Source organism: Streptomyces sp. NPDC091416 (assembly GCF_044756845.1).
In the GTDB taxonomy this organism is placed as follows: Bacteria; Actinomycetota; Actinomycetes; order Streptomycetales; family Streptomycetaceae; genus Streptomyces.
Genome location: NZ_JBIVTU010000005.1, coordinates 499,743 through 517,130 on the forward strand (window position 1 = coordinate 499,743; position 17,388 = coordinate 517,130).

The 17,388-nt window shown below is 71.1% G+C and carries 15 protein-coding genes; 6 read left to right on the top strand and 9 right to left on the bottom strand.

Annotated features, from left to right (window positions below):
• Positions 1-73: 73 nt before the first annotated feature.
• On the bottom strand, positions 74-796 hold the full coding sequence (locus ACIQMX_RS18395) for an alpha/beta fold hydrolase (RefSeq protein ID WP_402479214.1): 723 nt from the start codon (positions 794-796) through the stop codon (positions 74-76).
• Positions 797-847: 51 nt separating this feature from the next.
• Positions 848-1,819 carry an alpha/beta hydrolase gene (locus tag ACIQMX_RS18400; protein WP_402479217.1) on the bottom strand — a complete coding sequence of 324 codons (972 nt, stop codon included), beginning with the start codon at positions 1,817-1,819 and terminating at the stop codon, positions 848-850.
• Between the two features lie 453 nt (positions 1,820-2,272).
• Between ACIQMX_RS18400 and ACIQMX_RS18405 the strand changes: the two genes are divergently transcribed.
• The 4 genes from ACIQMX_RS18405 to ACIQMX_RS18420 all read left to right on the top strand — a co-directional run bounded on the left by ACIQMX_RS18405 (position 2,273) and on the right by ACIQMX_RS18420 (position 6,233).
• The gene (locus ACIQMX_RS18405; protein ID WP_402479430.1) at positions 2,273-4,150 is read left to right on the top strand and encodes an amidohydrolase; all 1,878 of its coding nucleotides are present in this window, start codon (positions 2,273-2,275) and stop codon (positions 4,148-4,150) included.
• A gap of 130 nt (positions 4,151-4,280) precedes the next feature.
• Positions 4,281-4,943, top strand: a complete 663-nt coding sequence (locus ACIQMX_RS18410; protein WP_402479220.1) for a hydrolase — start codon at positions 4,281-4,283, stop codon at positions 4,941-4,943.
• Positions 4,944-4,990: 47 nt separating this feature from the next.
• Complete coding sequence (locus ACIQMX_RS18415) at positions 4,991-5,515, top strand: DoxX family protein (RefSeq protein ID WP_402479223.1); 525 nt, start codon at positions 4,991-4,993, stop codon at positions 5,513-5,515.
• Positions 5,496-6,233 carry a YoaK family protein gene (locus ACIQMX_RS18420; protein ID WP_402479226.1) on the top strand — a complete coding sequence of 246 codons (738 nt, stop codon included), beginning with the start codon at positions 5,496-5,498 and terminating at the stop codon, positions 6,231-6,233. The genes ACIQMX_RS18415 and ACIQMX_RS18420 overlap by 20 nt, the downstream gene beginning before the upstream one ends.
• Positions 6,234-6,342: 109 nt before the next feature.
• Here the strand turns inward: ACIQMX_RS18420 and ACIQMX_RS18425 are convergent, their stop codons facing one another.
• The 3 genes from ACIQMX_RS18425 to ACIQMX_RS18435 form a co-directional block, all read right to left on the bottom strand.
• The gene (locus tag ACIQMX_RS18425) at positions 6,343-8,634 is read right to left on the bottom strand and encodes an ATP-binding protein (protein ID WP_402479229.1); all 2,292 of its coding nucleotides are present in this window, start codon (positions 8,632-8,634) and stop codon (positions 6,343-6,345) included.
• Positions 8,635-8,844: 210 nt separating this feature from the next.
• Positions 8,845-9,186, bottom strand: coding sequence for a GNAT family N-acetyltransferase (locus tag ACIQMX_RS18430; RefSeq protein ID WP_363076143.1), 342 nt, complete (start codon positions 9,184-9,186; stop codon positions 8,845-8,847).
• Positions 9,187-9,196: 10 nt separating this feature from the next.
• On the bottom strand, positions 9,197-10,177 hold the full coding sequence (locus ACIQMX_RS18435; protein WP_402479233.1) for a pirin family protein: 981 nt from the start codon (positions 10,175-10,177) through the stop codon (positions 9,197-9,199).
• Positions 10,178-10,298: 121 nt separating this feature from the next.
• On the opposite strand from ACIQMX_RS18435, the gene ACIQMX_RS18440 reads away from it, so the two are divergent.
• Positions 10,299-10,781, top strand: a complete 483-nt coding sequence (locus tag ACIQMX_RS18440; protein WP_363076147.1) for a carboxymuconolactone decarboxylase family protein — start codon at positions 10,299-10,301, stop codon at positions 10,779-10,781.
• A gap of 335 nt (positions 10,782-11,116) precedes the next feature.
• On the opposite strand, the gene ACIQMX_RS18445 is transcribed toward ACIQMX_RS18440, so the two are convergent.
• The 3 genes from ACIQMX_RS18445 to ACIQMX_RS18455 form a co-directional block, all read right to left on the bottom strand.
• Positions 11,117-12,106 carry an alpha/beta hydrolase gene (locus ACIQMX_RS18445; RefSeq protein ID WP_402479235.1) on the bottom strand — a complete coding sequence of 330 codons (990 nt, stop codon included), beginning with the start codon at positions 12,104-12,106 and terminating at the stop codon, positions 11,117-11,119.
• 170 nt (positions 12,107-12,276) lie between these two features.
• The gene (locus ACIQMX_RS18450) at positions 12,277-13,326 is read right to left on the bottom strand and encodes a helix-turn-helix domain-containing protein (RefSeq protein ID WP_402479238.1); all 1,050 of its coding nucleotides are present in this window, start codon (positions 13,324-13,326) and stop codon (positions 12,277-12,279) included.
• Between the two features lie 701 nt (positions 13,327-14,027).
• A complete protein-coding gene (locus tag ACIQMX_RS18455) occupies positions 14,028-15,497 on the bottom strand; it encodes an MFS transporter (RefSeq protein ID WP_402479241.1) in 1,470 nt (489 codons plus the stop codon).
• Positions 15,498-15,646: 149 nt separating this feature from the next.
• Here ACIQMX_RS18455 and ACIQMX_RS18460 point away from each other — a divergent pair, with 149 nt between their 5' ends.
• Positions 15,647-16,213 carry a TetR/AcrR family transcriptional regulator gene (locus tag ACIQMX_RS18460; protein WP_402479244.1) on the top strand — a complete coding sequence of 189 codons (567 nt, stop codon included), beginning with the start codon at positions 15,647-15,649 and terminating at the stop codon, positions 16,211-16,213.
• A gap of 499 nt (positions 16,214-16,712) precedes the next feature.
• Here ACIQMX_RS18460 and ACIQMX_RS18465 read toward each other — a convergent pair whose 3' ends face one another.
• Positions 16,713-17,213 carry a lamin tail domain-containing protein gene (locus ACIQMX_RS18465; protein WP_363076433.1) on the bottom strand — a complete coding sequence of 167 codons (501 nt, stop codon included), beginning with the start codon at positions 17,211-17,213 and terminating at the stop codon, positions 16,713-16,715.
• Between the last annotated feature and the right edge of the window lie 175 nt (positions 17,214-17,388).

The window sequence follows — 17,388 nt, forward strand, 5'->3', positions numbered from 1 at the left end:
AGGACACGGGCGATGAGCGAAGGGCCGTGCGGCCGCCCCCGGGGAGTCGGCCGCACGGCCCTTCGCGGCTTCGTCAGCTCGTGGCGCGCACCGCGTCACGGATCAGAGCGGCGACCTCCTTGGGCCGGGACACGGCCACGGCGTGCGAGGCGCCCTCGATCTCGACGACCGTCGCACCGGCCCGCTGCGCGCCGAAACGCTCGACCTCGGGATTGATGGCCCGGTCCGCGCCGGCCACGAGTGCCCAGGAGGGCTTGGTCTGCCACGCGGCGGCCGAGGCCGTCTCCGTGAACACCGAAGTGGCCAGCGGACGCTGCGCCGCCGCCAGGACCTTGGTGACGGCGGCCGGAACGTCGGCGGCGAAGATGTCCCCGAACGCCTCGGCCCTGATGGTGACCTCGACCGCGGGCTCCGCTCCCTCCACGGGATACGTCGCCTCCTTCAGGTTGCTGACGAGCGGCGAGAGCGGGAAGCGACCCTGCAACTCGCCCAGACTCTCGCCCTCTTCGGGGACGTAGGCCGCTACGTAGACCAGTCCGACGACGTTCTCCGCGGCGCCTGCCACGGAGATGACCGCCCCGCCGTAGGAGTGGCCGACCAGCACCACGGGGCCGTCGGTCTGCGCAGCCACGGAGGCGATGTAGGCGGCGTCGGACTCCAGGCCGCGCAGCGGGTTCGGCGGCGCCACCACGGGGATGCCGTCGTTCTGCAGTTCCGCGATGACCCCCGTCCAGCTGGCGGCGTCCGCGAAGGCTCCGTGCACGAGGACTGCTGTGGGGAGGCGAGGCGTGGTCATGGTCGGGTGGTTCTCCTTGCGGTCGGTGGACGTACGGGGCGAGAGCGTGTGTCAGCCGGCGTGCAGTGCGGTGTGCAGGGTGCCGACGGCCAGCGAGATCGCCGTCTCGGCGGCGTGGGTTCCGCGGAGTGCGTTGAGCATCACGAAGTCGTGGATGACGCCCTGGAACCGGACGGCGGTGACGGCGACTCCGGCCTCGCGGAGCTTGTTGGCGTATGCCTCGCCCTCGTCGCGCAGGACGTCGGCTTCGCCGGTGATGACCAGGGCCGGCGGCAGCCCCGTGAGCTGTTCGGTGGTGGCCCGGAGCGGGGAGGCCGTGATCTGGGCGCGGTCGGCCTCGTCGGTGGTGTACTGGTCCCAGAACCACTGCATGCCGTCGCGGCGCAGGAAGTAGCCCTCCGCGAACTGGTGGTAGGAGCCGGTGTCGAAGTTCGCGTCGGTGACCGGGTAGAACAGCACCTGGTGCACGAGGGGGACGTCGCCGCGTTCCTTGGCCATCAAGGTCAGCGCGGCGCTCATGTTGCCGCCGACCGAGTCGCCGGCGACAGCCAGCCGCGAGCCGTCCAGGTCCTTGGAAGCGCCCTGCCGGACGACCCACTGCGCGACCGCGTAGTTCTGCTCGATGGCGACCGGGTAGCGGGCCTCGGGGGAGAGCTGGTACTCGGGGAAGACCACGGCGGCGTTCGCGCCGACGGCGAGTTCCCGTACCAGGCGGTCGTGGGTGTGGGCGTTGCCGAACACCCAGCCCGCTCCGTGGATGTAGAGGATGACGGGCAGCGGCCCTGCCACGCCTGCGGGGCGCACGATGCGTGCGCGGACACTGCCGGTCGGACCACCCGGCACAGTGATCCACTCCTCGTCGATCAGCGGCATGTCGGTCTCACCCGACTGCACGTCGTCGACAGCCTTGCGCCCCTCGGCAGGCGGCAGATCGAAGAGGTAGGGCGGATTGGCGGTCGCGTCGGCGAAAGCGGCTGCTGCCGCCTCCAGCACCGGCTGAACCGGCTCGACAGCATGAGACATGTGATTCTCCTGAATTGCGTGGGTGGCCGGTCTTTCCGGCAGATGAGGCGACTTCCGAACGGACAGCGGGATCCGCGGGGCCGTCGCTCACCACGCTAAAACACCGAAAGTGGCGGAGATTGACCACCAGCGCACCGGCGCTGACCTCACAGCGCACGAAGGAAGAGGCCGGTGCGCTCGGGGAACAGATCCGGTGCACTGCCGGGACGCTCCGACGGTTGCGCCCGGCATAGCCTGATGGCGAAGAAGTCACGGGCCGCCGGGGCCCGGGCCCGTGCCTGCACGAGAGCCCGCCCCGAATCTCCTTCGGCCGGGCACGGCGAACGAGCGCGAGTGCCCCGAGTCCTTTCCGCCCGTTTCCCTTTCCCGTTCCGATTCCTTTCCCCGTTCCAAGCCGATGCAGATGGCGCCGGCGCTGTTCACGCCTCAGGAGGTTGCCGAAAGGTGTCCACGATGCCGGTCGGTGGGCTGGTCCCCAGCGCCACCGACAACCCCGCGGACCTCGTCGTCCGCAATGCCAAGATCCATACCGGCGACCCGGGGCGCCCCCAGGCCGACTCCCTCGCCGTACGTGACGGTGTCATCGTCGTGGTCGGCGACGACAAGGACGTGGCTCCCCATGTCGGCCCGGGCACGAAGGTGGTCGACGCCCTCGGCCGCCGGATGATTCCCGGCCTCAACGACTCCCACCTCCACGTCATCCGAGGCGGGCTCAACTACGTGCTGGAGCTGCGCTGGGACGGAGTTCCCACGCTGCGCCAGGGCCTGGCGATGCTGCGTGAGCAGGCGGCCCGTACGCCGAAGGGCCAGTGGGTGCGGGTGGTCGGGGGGTGGTCGGCCGAGCAGTTCGCCGAACGTCGGCTGCCGACCGTCGCCGAACTCAACGCCGCCGCGCCGGACACTCCGGTCTTCGTCCTGCACCTGTACCGGTCGGCGGTGCTCAACCGGGCGGCTCTCAAGGCCGCCGGATACACCAGGGACACTCCCGAACCGAAGGGCGGCCAGATCGTGCGGGGCCGGGACGGCGAGCCCACGGGCATGCTGCTGGCCGCCCCGAGCGCCCTGATCCTTTACTCGACCCTGGCCGCGGCCCCGGTGCTGGAGGACGAGGACAAGAAGACCTCCACCCGTCATTTCCTGCGCGAACTCAACAGGTTCGGTCTCACATCGGCAATCGACGCGGCGGGCGGATTCCAGAACTTCCCCGACAACTACAGCACGGTCGCTGAACTCGCCGAGGCCGGTCAACTGTCCTTGCGCATCGCCTATCACCTCTTTCCGCAGACTGCCGGCCAGGAGATCGAGGACCTTGCCCGCTGGATCGAAATGGCCCGGCCCGAGGACGGCGATGAATGGCTGCGCCTCAACGGCGCAGGAGAGAACCTCACCTGGGCGGCGGCGGATTTCGAGAACTTCAGCCAACCGCGTCCGGAACTCGGCGCCTACGAAGCGGAATTCGAGAAGGCCGTACGGCTCCTCATGGAGAACGGCTGGGGCTTCCGGCTGCACGCCACGTACGACGAGACCATTCGCCGCGACCTCGCGGTGTTCGAGAAGCTTGCCGCCGACGGGCTCTTCCCGGCCGGGAACCGGTGGCTGTTCGACCATGCGGAGACCGTTTCCGCCGACAGTCTCGACCGGGTCGCGGCGCTCGGTGGCGCCATGTCCGTGCAGAACCGGCTGTCCTTCCAGGGAGAGGCGTTCGTCAGCCGCTACGGCCCCGGTGCGGCCGCGGACGCCCCGCCGATCCGGGCCATGCTGGAGCGCGGCCTGACGGTCGGCGCCGGCACCGATGCCACCCGGGTCTCCACCTACAACCCGTGGATCGCCCTGCACTGGCTGGTCACCGGCCGGACCGTCGGCGACCTGATCGTCCGCCCGCCGCACAACCGGGTCGACCGGCGGACGGCGCTGGCGATGTTCACCGAGGCGGGTGCCTCCCTGACCGGCGAGGAGGGCGTCAAGGGCGTCCTGCGCCCGGGCTTCCTCGGCGACTTCGCGGTCCTGTCCGAGGACTACTTCACCGTGCCGGAGCCGGAGATCACCCACATCGAGTCCCTGCTGACCGTCGTCGGCGGCCGGATCGTCTACGCCGCCGCCGAGTACGAGGGCCTCGACGAGGAGCTTCCGCCGGTCAGTCCCCGGTGGAGCCCGGTCGCGCACTTCGGCGGCTACCAGGCCGCACCGAGTACGGGCCTGTCGGGCGCCCGACAGGCCGAACTGCTCGGCCAGGCCGCCGCCGAGTCGGAGCAGCACCGTCAGTGGCGCGCCCGGCACGGCACGGCTCCGCAATCCGCGAGCACCTTCTTCGACCCCTGCTTCTCCCTCTGAACTTCCGGGAGGGGCCGGGCCACGAGCCGCCCCTCCCGGGACACCACCCCGACATCCGCCGTCTCACGCGCGGTTGCTCTCCACGGCGGACCCCCGTCCGTGATCGCCCCACCCATCGAAAGGCTTTCCCATGGCCGACATCTCCGACGTCACCGCGGCCCCCAGCCCCGACCTGCTGACCCCCGACAACTGCGCAGTGCTGTTCGTGGACCACCAGCCGCAGATGTTCTTCGGCACCGGCAGCGGCGACCGTACCGCGATCATCAACTCGACCCTGGGCCTGGCGAAGGCCGCCAAGGTCTTCGACGTGCCGGTCGTACTGAGCACCGTGGCGGCCGAGTCCTTCTCCGGACCGGTCATGCCGCAGCTGGCCGCTGTCTTCCCCGGTCAGGAGATCGTCGACCGCACCACGATGAACGCCTGGGAGGACGTCGCGTTCGTCGAGGCCGTCAAGGCGACCGGCCGCAGGAAGCTCGTCATCGCCGGTCTGTGGACCGAGGTCTGCGTCGTACTCCCCACCCTGTCCGCCCTTGCTCAGGGATACGAGGTCTATGTGGTCACCGACGCCTCCGGCGGTGTCAGCCCGCAGGCGCACGAGCACGCCATTCAGCGCATGGTCCGGGGCGGCGCGATCCCGGTCACCTGGGTGCAGGTACTGCTCGAGCTCCAGCGTGACTGGGCGCGGACCGAGACGTACGTCCCCGTCACGGAGGTGGTGAAGGAGCACGGCGGCACCTACGGCCTCGGGCTCGTCTACGCACAGGCGGTCATGGGCGCCCACGCGGCCGGCTGACCGCGTCACACGGACATCGGCACAACGTCAGGAACAGGCAGGAACGAATGGACACGGGGCTGTTGGTCCTCCGGCTGGTGGTGGGTCTCCTCATCGCCGGGCACGGAGTACAGAAGGTCAGTTTCCGGCTGGGCGGCAACGGCCTGGCGGGCGGAACGGCGGAGTTCCGGCATGACGGCTTCCGCGGCGGCAGGCTCACCGCGCTCGCCGCGGGTACGGGCCAGATCGGCGCAGGCCTGTTCCTGGCGTCCGGACTTCTCACACCCGCGGCGGCGATGGCCGCCGTGGGAGTGATGACGGTCGCCGCCACCGTCAAATGGCACAACGGGCTCTGGGTCCAGAACGACGGCTACGAGTACCCGATGGTTCTCGTCGTGGCCGCCGCGGTGACGGCCCTGACCGGCCCGGGCCGCTGGTCGGCCGACAGCCTTCTCGGGCTGACCCCCTGGCCGCTGTGGATCTGCCTGGCGGCCATCGGCGTCGGCCTGGCCGCCGGACTGCTCACCCGGGTGGCACTGCACCGCCCGCCCGCACACCGCGAGAGGACTCCGCATGTACAGACTGCTGACTGACGCTCCCCGCACGATGGTCCCGCCGAAGGAGGACCGGCACGGCCCGCTGCCGCCGCTGATGCTGACGCTGACGTTCGTGACGGGTCTGGTCGACGCCGTGAGCTATCTGGCGCTCGGGCACGTGTTCGTGGCCAACATGACCGGCAACGTCGTCTTCCTGGGGTTCGCTCTGGCAGGTGCCCAGGGACTGTCGGCGTCGGCGTCCGTCGTGTCGATGACCTCGTTCCTCGCCGGCGCGCTGGCGGGGGGCCGGTTCGGCACCCGGTTCGCGGCACATCGCGGGCGGCTGCTGACCGTTGCCACGGCACTGCAGGCGGTGCTCGTGGCAGCGGCGGTCCTCACGGCTGCCGCGTCCGACGGCAGGATGACCACGACGGTCCAGTACACCCTGATCGTGCTCCTCGGCCTCTGCATGGGGACGCAGAACGCGGTCGCCCGGCGTCTCGGCGTCCCGGACCTCACCACGACCGTGCTGACGCTGACCCTGACGGGCCTGGCCGCCGACTCCACCCGGGCCGGAGGGCCGGCGCCCCGGCCCGGCCGGCGGATCCTGTCCGTGCTGGTCATGTTCCTGGGAGCGCTCGCCGGTGGCCTGCTCCTGTCGCACGCCGAGCTCGCCCTCACCCTGGGCCTCGTGCTGCTGCTGCTCGCGGCGACCTCCATGGCCGCCCATCGCCTCTCGGCCCCCGACGCCGCCTGGGTCCGGCCGCTGCAGTGAACGCGGCGTCGGCCCCTCACCCGCATCACGGGCGAGGGGCCGACGCCGCGTTCATGAGGCAGGACATCCCGGGCTGCCTGCTCAGGGCGTCGGCTCAGGGCGTCGTGCGTCAGCCGGCCGCGCCGGGCACCGGGAGCGGTGCCCGGTGGGTGTCCAGGCCGGCGAGGCGTTCGCGGGCCTCGGTGAGGCGGCTGGGATCGGCCGCCTCACCGAGGCAGACCGCCCGGGTGAAGGCGTCCCGACCCTCGTCGCGGCGCCCGGCGGCCAGCAGGGCGTCCCCGAGGCGTATCAGGGCGCGGCTCTCCACGCCGTGGTTGCCGCTGTCCCGCCAGAGGTCCGCGGCGGTGCGCAGGTGCTCGGCGGCCTCGGACCAGTTCCCGAGGGCGGTGTGGGCCAGGCCGATGTTCATCTGCAGCGTCGTACGGGTGAAGGCGGCGATGTGCGGTTCGATACGGTCGCCGGCCTCGTCGAGGAACGCCAGGGTGCGCAGGATCTCCGTGATGGATTCCTCGTGCCGGCCGCCCAGGGAGAGATTCTGGGCTGTGTTGCTCCTGGCCTGGAGGGTGCCGTGGAGGTCGCCGACGGCCTCGAAGAGCCTGACCGTCTCGCGATTGTGCGGTGCCGCCGCAGCATGGTCACCGAGCAGGCCGAGTGCCCAGGCACTGTAGTAGTGGGCCCAGGCCTGCTGGGAGAGGTCTCCGGCGCGCCGGGCGGCGGCGAGGGCCTGGGCGGAGCACTCGACGCTCTCGCGGTGGCGGCCCTCGCAGATCATCAGCGCCCAGGCGTGGTAGTTCAGTTGGGTGGCTTCGGCGGACGGGTCCCCGAGGGCCCGGGCGCAGTGGACGGCGGTGCGGAAGACGTCGGGCCAGTGCCCCCAGAAGATCCACTGGTCGGAGAACCAGTGCAGGGCCTCGGCGACCTCCACGACGGTGGCGTGGTCCCCGGCCGTGGCGGCCGCGCGGAAAGCGGCGAGCCAGTTGTCGCCTTCGGCCTGGAGCCACTGGCGGGCACGTTCGGCGGTGGAGAGGTCGACGGTGCCCTGCCAGGTGGGGGGCGGTGCGCCGTGGTCGGGTTCGTACCAGCGTCCGGCCACGACCGCGGTGTCGAGCAGCCAGCGGTGCAACGACGACCGGGCCGCCTCGATGTTCTCGTGCGGCTCCTCGGCGTGCAGCCGGCTGCGGGCGTACAGGCGCAGCAGGTCGTGGAAGCGGTAGCGGTCCTGGTCGGTTCCCAGCAGTCCGGTCTCGACGAGTTCCTCGAGGGTGTCCTCGGTGTCGAGCAGCGCCTGCCCGGTCAGCCGGGCGGCGCCGGCGACGCCGGTATCGGGTCCGTCGACCAGGGCCAGCAGCCGGAACAGGCGGGCTGCTTTGGGAGTGAGCTGACGGTAGGACAGCTCGAAGGCCGCCGAGACACGCAGGTCACCGGCGGTCAGGGTGTCCAGGCGGCGTTCTTCGAGCGCGAGCCGGCCGGCGAGGCGGCGCACGGTCCAGCCGGTGCGGGTGGCCAGCCAGTTTCCCGCCACCCGCAGGGCCAGCGGCAGATGCGCACACCGCTGGGCGACCTCGGCGAGGGCGGTCGGGTCGGCGTCCGCCCGCTCCTGTCCGACCAGCGTGGTCAGGAAGGTGGCTGCTTCCTCGGGGGAGAGCTCGCCGAGGGGCAGGCGGTGGACGCTCTCCAGGCCGGAGAGCAGCCTTCGACTGGTGATCATCACCATTCCCGCCCCGGCGCTCGGCAGGAGCGGGCGGACCTGTGCTTCGTCGCGGGCGTTGTCCAGCACCAGCAGCCGGCACCGTTCGGCCATGACCTGCCGGTACAGCTCCGGGTGGCCCTGCGGGCCGGCCTTGGCCAGCTCGCGGTCGGCCACCCCCAGCGCCTTCAGGACACGGAGTATCAGCTCGGCCGGGCCGGGCGGGGTGTCGTCCATGCCGCGCAGGTCGACCATGAGCTGCCCGTCGGGAAAGCGGTCGGCCAGCATGCGGGCGGCGTGCAGTGCCAGCGTGGTCTTGCCCGTTCCCGGCGGCCCGGGCAGCGCCACTACCACCGGCTGTCCGGAGGCTGCCTGTGCGGCCAGTGCCGTCAGCCGTGCCAGCTCCGTCTCCCGGCCGGCGAAGTCATGGATGCCGCGCGGGAAGGCGCGTACGCCGACCGTGCCCTGGCGGGGTTTGCGGCCGGTCCGGGCGGCCGTCAGCAGACGCTCCCGGCCTGCCTCGTCCAGCTCCAGCCCGTCCGCCAGAGCGGCGACCGTTCCTCGCTGTGGAGTCGCCCGCCGCCCCCGCTCGAGATCCCCGATCCCGCGGACACTCACGCCCGAGGCCTCCGCCAGCTCCTCGATCGTCAGAGAAGCCCTCAACCGCGCACGCCGCAACAGCGCCCCGAACTCCTCAGCGTCCACGTCGGCCACGCGACCCCACCTGTTCCCTCACCTCGTCCACGCCCGAACCGCTGGTGCCCGACAAAGCGGGCGTCCGGCGGCGAGGAAGACTCTACGGCGGCCGACCAGGGGAACCGGCCCGGCCGGCCCGCTGCCGGAACTCCGGGAGCGGGGCCCGCCGGTCCGCGGTTCCGCGGGGCGCACGCGGCAGGCGGGCGGGAGAGGGCGGCGGTGCGGCGGTCAGCGCCGCATCTCGGCCTCCAGCCACCGCAGGGCTTCGGGGGTCACGGGGTCGGTGATGTCGGCGAACTCGTCGTGCTTCTTGAGGAACTTCGCCACGTAGGGGCAGACCGGAACGATGCGCTTCCCGGCGGCGCGTACGTCGGTCAGGGCCTGCTGTACGAGTACCGCGCCCAAGCCCTGTCCGGCGAAGGCGTCGTCGATTTCGGTGTGGTAGAAAACACGCTGGTCATCCCGGTCCCGGTAGGCCGTGAGGCCTGCGGTTCTGCCGTCGACCAGGATCTCGTAGCGGTGCTTGGCGTTCACTCGCCGGACAGTGGGAGCGGCGGCGGGCTGAGTCATGGTGTGCCTTTCAGTGACGCGCCGGGTTGGCGCGAGGTGCGAGGGTGGCGTTCGGCAGGGCGGGCGCGGGCAGACGGTCGCCGTCGTACCCGTCGACGTCGCCGAAGCGGTCGGACGCGTTCTGCCATGCCGTCCTGGCTTCGGCGATGTCTTCGTGGCTGCGGCCGATGAAGTTCCACCACATGACGATCTGTTCCTGGAACGGCGTCCCGCCCAGCAGGACCGCCCGTGCGACGGTGTCCGTCTCGTTCGTCAGCGTCAGCGTGCTGCTCCCCGTGGGCAGGTATCCGAGTTCCGTCGGCCGGAGGGGTGTTCCGGAGACGCGGACATTCCCTCGGTCGACCAGCAGGCCGTGTTCGAAGGCGGGGTTCACCGGGAGTGTGGCCGTCGAGCGCGGGTCCAGGAGGAGTTCGGCGCCGAGCAGGGGAGTGAACGTCCGCACCGGAGAGGTCTCGCCGGCCAGAGAGCCCAGGAACACCCTGATCTCCGCCCCGCCCACGCGGACCGGGTTCGGGACGTGATGCCGGAAGTCCCGGGCGGTGTGGCGGTGTTCTCCGGGCAGAGCCACCCACAGTTGCACGCCGTGCAGGACCGTGGTGCGGGTGGTGGAGACCTCCGTGTGGCTGATGCCGTGTCCGCCGGTCATGAGGTTCAGCTCACCGGGCCGCACCAGAGCGTGGGTGCCCATGCTGTCGCGGTGTTCGATCTCTCCGCTGAACAGCCAGCTCACGGTCTGCAGCCCGGTGTGGGGATGGGGGGCCACGTCCATGCCGCCGGTGTCGGCGACGTCGTCGGGGCCGTAGTGGTCGATGAAACACCAGGCCCCGATCAGTGTGCGGGCGCGCTGCGGCAGAGTCCGTCGCACCGTCATCGCTCTCGGTCCGCCCAACGGGACGTCCCGCGCGGTCAGCACGTCGACCTGCCCAGCGGCCTCGCCGTGCTCCACGGCGCTCCCGGACAGACCGGTGGGATCCGTGTCGGCGTTACTCATCGTGCTCCCTCTCACCCGAAGGTGATTTCATATTCAACAATAATGCCTGATAATAAGTCCCTGTCCACGCACTTGCACGGCAGACCGAGCGAGGGCGCAAGCGGCCCTGAAGGAGCCCACGTTGAATAACGCCGCAACAGTCCCCGCGAGCCGCCGGGTCTACATCGACAAGCAGAGCCCCAAGGCCTACCGCGCACTGGTCGAGGCGGCCGATGCGGTCCGCACGGTCGCCGACGAGGCGGGCCTGGACCGCCGCTCGGTGGAGCTGATCAACCTCCGCGTTTCCCAGCTCAACGGCTGCGCCTTCTGCCTCGATGTGCACACCAGGGCCGCGCTGCGCGCCGGTGAGACCACCCAGCGGCTGGGCGTGCTGGCTGCGTGGCGTGACACCGAACTGTTCACGGAGCGCGAACGCGCGGCGCTCGGCCTGGCGGAGGCGACCACCGATCCGTCGGACACGATCGCGCAGGACAGCGCGTACGAAGCGGCTCGCCTGGCCCTCGACGACGACGAGATATCCGCGGTGATCTGGGTGGCGATCACCATCAACGCGTTCAACCGGGTCTCCGTCCTGAGCAAGCACCACGTCCGCAGGACCCCGTGATCCCCGGAGCCCCCAACTGAGGGATCACCACCTCGCCCGCGCCTGAACACCGCCCGTACGACGGCTGCCGTGGCGGGGCCGCTTCGCCGGCCGCCCCCCGCGCGCGCTGTCCGAGCCGGGGCGGCGAGCCGCAGGAGTGCACAGCACGTTAGCGGGGACCGCGGCAGGCGCCTTGCCTGTCGGTGCACCACATGTGGTCTGTCCGCGCCCCGGGGAGGCGGCGACGAACACCTTCGCCGCGCCTGCCCGGTGGCGCCCGCCGACGAGCCGATGCCGCCCGTTCTCCTGCCGGCGCGCGCACTTCGGCACGCGCGAGGCGCTCTGCGCGGAAGAAGTCAGCCGCGGTGCCGGTGCAGGGCGACGTGCACGGTGTCCAGGGCCTGGGTGAGAGCCGCGCGGGCGGCGTCCGTGCCGCGCAGCGGATCGAGGACCATGAAGCCGTGGACCGTCCCGTGGTACCGCATGGAGACCACCGCGACGCCGGCCTCCCGGAGCTTCGCCGCATAGGCCTCGCCCTCGTCGCGCAGCACATCGGCCTCGCTGGTGACCACCAGCGCGGGAGGGAGCCCGGCGAGCTGCTCCAGGGTCGCCCGCAGCGGTGATGCGGTGGCCTCGCGGCGCTGCCGCGCATCCGGCAGGTACTGGTCCCAGAACCAGCGCATGGTCTCGCGTCCCAGGAAGTAGCCCCTGGCGAAGCGCTGGTACGAAGGGGTGTCGAAGTCGGCGTCGGTGATGGGGCAGAGCAGCACCTGCTGCAGCAGCCGCACCCCGCCGCGCTCCTTGGCGAGGAGGGTCAGCGCCGCCACCAGGTTGCCGCCCGCCGAGTCGCCCACGGCGGCCATGCGGTCCCCGTCCAGACCGATCTCGCCGCCCTGCTCGCAGATCCACTTCGCGACCGCGTAGCACTGCTCGACGGCGACCGGATACCGCGCCTCGGGGGCGCGCTCGTACTCGACGAAGACCACAGCCGCGTCCGCACCGAGGGCGAACGCGTGCACCAGGCGCTCATGGGTGCCGGCATCACCCAGGACCCAGCCCAGCCCGTGCAGGAACAGCACGACCGGGATTCTGCCGACGCTGTCGGCGGGCTTGACCACCTTCACCCGTACATGGCCGGTCGGCCCGCCCGGCAGCGCGAACCACTCCGTGGAGGTGTCCTGCTCGTCCGGCGGACCGTCCTCGCCCTGCAGCCGGACCAGGTCCAGTCGGGCCTGTTGCGGGTCCGGGTCGTGCCCCGGCGACGGGCAGGGGTGCCTGTCCACGAACGCTCGGGTGGGGTGGTCCAGGACCGGGTGCCGCTGGGGCGGACGAGGGAAGTCGGTCACACGGTCTCCTGCCGAAGGGCCAAGGGAAGAACTTGGAGGAAGGGTCTGTCCGGCGCACCGAATCGAATCACGGTCGCGAGGCGGCGGACGATGCCGCGGACGCCGGGCCGGGACGTGGACGGCGCGCGCCGGAGGCGCGGGACAGCCCGGTACGGCTCCGAGCGGGCACCCTATCCCCTGGAGGATGCCAGGCCGGCCCCCGGCCGGTCGGCCACCACGGACAACGGCGCGGGCCTGCCGGCGGGGGACGGCGCGATGTCGTCCTGGAGGGTGCGCAGGTTGCGCCATTCACGGGGAGAGACACCGTAGGCGGCGCGGAAGGCCCGGCTGAAGTGGGCCGGGTTGACGAACCCCCACCGCTGGGCGACGGCGGACACGGTGGGGGCTGTCCGGCCGCGGCGGGCCAGTTCGCGGCCGCACTCCTCCAGACGCCGCCTCTGGATGAGCCGGCCGACGGTGGTTCCCTCGCCCTCGAACAGCCGGTGGAGATACCGGACGGAGATCCGGTGAGTCCGTGCGATGCTCTCCGGCGACAGGTCCGGGTCGCCCAGGTTCCTGTTGATGTGGTCGCGGACGCGCAGGAGCAGGTGGCTGCGGGCGGAGTCCTCGGCGTCCGGGCCGCTCGGGTGGGCCCGCTCGGTGATCAGGGTGGCGAACAGGTCGACGACGTTGCCGGCCAACCGGTCCGCGACGGCCGGCGGGTAGGTGTCCGGCGAGGCGGCCAGGGAGGCCAGGAACGGGAGCAGCGCCGCGCCGAAGCCGTGCCTGGTACCGATGGCGTGGCCGGTGACCTGCCGGATGTCGCTCTCCGGAACGCCCAGCATGCGGCGGGGCAGTTGGAAGACGTGGGTGGCGAACCGCTGCGGATAGTCGAAGGAGTACGGCCGGCTCCTGTCGCACACCACCAGGTCTCCCGCACCCACCTCGGCCCGCCGGCCGTCCTGGACGAAGGTGGCCGTGCCCGATATCTGGACCCCGACGGCCACCAGCGGCTCGGACGACCGGGAGATCAGTGCCGGAGTGCGGCTGACCCGCTTCGCGTCGGCCTCCATGGTGGAGACCTGGAGATAGCCGAGTCGGTTGGTGACCATCCGGGCGTCGAAGAGGCCGTCGCCGTGCGGAGTGACGGCCACCGGCACCAGTGTCCTGTTCACCGCGTCGTTCCAGTAGGCGACCCTCTCCTGGTCCGGCACCGAGGCGGTCGTCAACACCGAGCTCAATTTGCTCCTCTTTCAGGGAAGTGACCCAGGGGCTGCGACGGACGGCTGGACCGCCCCGGCAGGCAGGGCCGGTGTCCGGCAGGACCCGGCGGCTCGCTGTACGGGCGGCGACCTTGCCGGAGAGCGCAACCGGGCTGCTTCGACCTGGTCCGGGTTCCCGCCCCGCAAACACAGCCAACCAGGGCGGCGCTTCGCTCTCCAGGCAGAACAACAGGCAGAAATGGCGGGAGCAGACTGCCGTATCCGGTGCTGCCCGGACCGAACGGCGCAGATGGCGCCCTTGGAGCCAGCCGCCTCCGCATGCGTGCCCGCGGATGCAGCGGGCACGCATGCGGAGGCGGTTTCCGAAGGCCGGCGACGTGGTCGAAGCGGCCATCGGGGGCAGAGGCGCGATGGCCGCACCCGCCATCTCGAACGCAGGCCGTGAACGCGCGCCGAACCCTCCGGCGCGGTCCGCAGGGCGCCGCCGCGCCATGGCCGTTCCCTTCTCTTCTCTTCTCTTCCCTTTCCTTCCCGCCCGGCGAGGTTCTCGGTGTTGACGGGGGAGGGCAGGGCAGCCCGTCAACGAACCGGACGATCGCGTCCCCGAAGCCGGAAGCATCGTTTGCCCCGAGGGCCTCGACAGCGGCATGGTCATGTCCAAGGGCTGTCCCGCCAGGAATTGCGGACAGCCCTTGGACCCCCGGCGCGGGCTGCTGTCGTCAACGGCGGCTCGCGGAGACCTCGTTCGAGGTAGTGACCGTCCCCGGACCGGTGACGGGAAGCGATGCCTCGGAGCCTTCCGCGCTCTTGGACTTCGCCAGCCACAGGCCGGTGAACACGGCGGTGGAGAGCGTGACGACGCCGGCGGCGAGGAAGGCGTTGTCGAGGCCGGTCTCGAAGGAGGCACCGTCGGACTGCCCGGTGCGGACGACGGCTCCGAGCACCGCCACGCCGAGCACCGCGCCGATCTGCCGGGTGGTGGTGCTGATGCCCGACGCGAGGCCGCCTTCCTGCGGGCTGACCGCCTGGATGGCGGCTCCCGTCAGTGGGGACATGGCCAGGGCGAAGCCGACGCCGGCGAGTCCCAGTCGCCACCACACGTTTCCGTAGCCGGTTTCGGCGTGCACCGTGCCGAGCGTCAGCAGTCCCAGGCCGGCCAGGGCCAGGCCTGTGGTCACGACGATGCGGAAGCCGTAGCGGGCGGCGAGTCGGCCGGCGTACGGGCTGACGATCACCATCGTGAGGGAAACCGGCAGCGTCTGCAGGCCGGCGCGCAGGATCGAGGCGCCCTGGACGTACACGAAGAACTGGGAGAAGAAGAACGACGAGCCCATGAGCGCGAAGCCCACCACGATCATGGCGGTGTTGGACACGGTGAACAGGCGCTGCCGGAACAGCCGCAGCGGCAGCATCGGTGCCGGGCGACGGGCTTCGACCGTGACGAACGTGGCGAGAAGGATCACCGCGGCGGTGAAGCTGCCCAGGATGACCGGCGAGGTCCAGCCGCGGGCACCACCCTCGATCAGCCCGAAGGTCAGTACCCCCACCGCCAGAACGGACAGCACCGTGCCCGGGACGTCGATGGCGGGGGCGTTCGGGTTGCGGGACTCGCCGAGGTGGCGCAGGCCGACCAGCAGAAGGACCACGCCGATGGGCAGGTTGACCAGGAAGATGGCGGGCCAGCCGAAGGCTTCTGTCAGCACGCCGCCGGCCACGGGGCCCGCGGCCAGACCGATTCCGCTGAGTCCGGCCCACAGCCCGATCGCCTTCATTCGCTCGTGCGGCACAGGATGCGCGGCAACGAGCAGGGCGAGCGAGGCCGGGGCCAGTGCCGCGGCCCCGATGCCCTGCAGCACCCGGCCGACGACCAGCCAGCCGACCGAGGGCGCGAGGCTGCACACCAGCGACGCGGCGGTGAACACCGCCACGCCGGTCAGGTACACCCGCTTGCGGCCGAAGCGGTCTGCGAAGACACCGCCGGACAGCAGGAGCATGGCGACCAGCAGTACGTATGCGTCGACGATCCACTGCAGACCGGTCAGCTGAGTGTTCAGCCGGTGCTGCATGTCGGGCAGCGCCGCTCCGACGATCGTGTTGTCGAGCAGGACCATGAACTGGCCCAGGCAGGTCACCGCGAGCAGCACGGCCCGGTGTGAGCGACTGCCTTCGGTCGCATGCGGTGCAGCCATGTGATCCCTCTCCGTCGTCAGTTGCGCCCGGTCGCGGCCGATGCCGGCGGCGATGCACCCGAGCGCTCTAAAGCAGTCGGCGACTGCGTTTGGTGACTATAGGGAGGCTCGCCCATAAACGCAAGGACCGCCTGCGTTAAGGTGGGGGCATGAACGAGCGACAGCGAGTCCGGCGGCCGGGCGGGCGCAGCGCCCGCGTCGGTGCGCAGGTGCACCAGGCCGTCACCGACCTCATCAGTGAGTGCGGCTACGGCAACTTCACCGTCGGCGAGGTCGCGGCCCGCGCAGGTGTGGCCGACAGCAGCATCTACCGCCGGTGGGGGAGTCTGGAATCCCTGCTCACCGACGTGGCCCTCAGTCGGCTCAACGCGCAGTCGCCGATGCCCGACACCGGGACCCTCGCCGGAGACCTGCGCACGTACGCGGCCCAGGTGGCCCGCGAGATCACGGGACCCGACGGACCGGCCGTGCTGCACCTGGCCGTCGCCCTGTCGAGCAGCGGTCAGCAGGGTCTGCGGGCCGGTGCCGACCTCCGTGCCGCGCGCACCCGGCAACTGCAGTCCATGCTCGATCGCGCGCGCGAACGAGGCGAGGACGCACCCGACGCCTTCGAGGTGCTGGACCACATCCTGGCCCCGATGTACATCCGCGTTCTGTTCGGCATGGGCCCGCTCGCTCCGGACTACGTCGACGGGCTGGTCGACCGGCTGTTGTGACCTCGGCCCGGTTCCCGGTCAGCCTTCGGGCCCGGGCCCGGGCGCGGCTCCGCGACGTACGTGCGCGCCCGGCCGGCTCACGCGGCCCGGGCGCGGCGGGCGGAGGCGTGCCGGGTGGACGACGGTGCACCGTGGGGGCGAGGGCGAGCTCCGGCAACGCGCTGATCGGGTAGCGCGGGCGGTCCGGGCGTGAACCGTCGAGGTGGCCGGCGCGGCCGCGATGGAGGAGGCGGCCGTGCGTGTGCGGTCCCGGTGCGTACGCGGCGTCGAACGCCGCTCCGCCGCGCTGTGCGCCCGGCCGCGGGCGCGCGGGGTGCGGCTCGCGGGTCCAGGACTTCCGAGGCTCGTGGAGAACGCCTGGGTATTCCGGTGGATGGGCCGCGGTCGCGCCCCCGGCTCTCGGCGGGCCGTCCCTGCCCGGGAAGTCCGGTCGGAGCCCCTGCCGTGGACGCGGACGATGGGCAGGGGCTCGAACTCCCGGACTCCGGCTGTCGGTTGCTCAGCCGTGGTACGTGATGTAGCCGTTGCCGTCGCGGTCGTTGGCCTTCTTGCTGTACGAGTGAACGTCCGCGCGGGAACCGGTCGGCTTGTACAGGTAGATGGTGTCTCGGTCGTTGTTCCAGATGAAGTTGCAGTTCTGGCGGTAGACGACGTTCTTGGCGTCGGAATCGGTTCCGTGCGCACCGCGCAGGCTGACATAGTCGCCGGGCTGAAGGGAGTGGGACGCCTTGAACGTGAACTTGTTCCCGGCTGCGTCCCTGACGACGTAGCCCTTCAGGTTGACGGTCGCCGTGCGCGAGTAGTTCTTGATCGTCAGGTACTCGTTCTTGGTGTTGCCGCCGGAGCACTTGTTCGAGTCGCTGCCCGGGGCGTCGTACTGCACGCCCTTGATCTTCAGGGACGAGGAGTACTCGGCAGCCTGTGCCGGAGTAGCTGCGATACCGATCGAGATGACCGAAGCGGCAGCCGTGGCGATGGCTATGACGTGACGGGCGTTCATGAGGATTCCCCCCTCAACGGTGCGGATGAAGCGTGCTGAAGCATACAGAGAACTGTGCGCATCCCGTGAAGGAAGTCTGATGAAAGTGTGTGTGGTGCGCCGGGCTGCTCCTGGGTCACCGCACGGCCGGTGAGTGACGCCTGAGGCGCGCCTCCCGGCCCGCTCGCATGCGCCT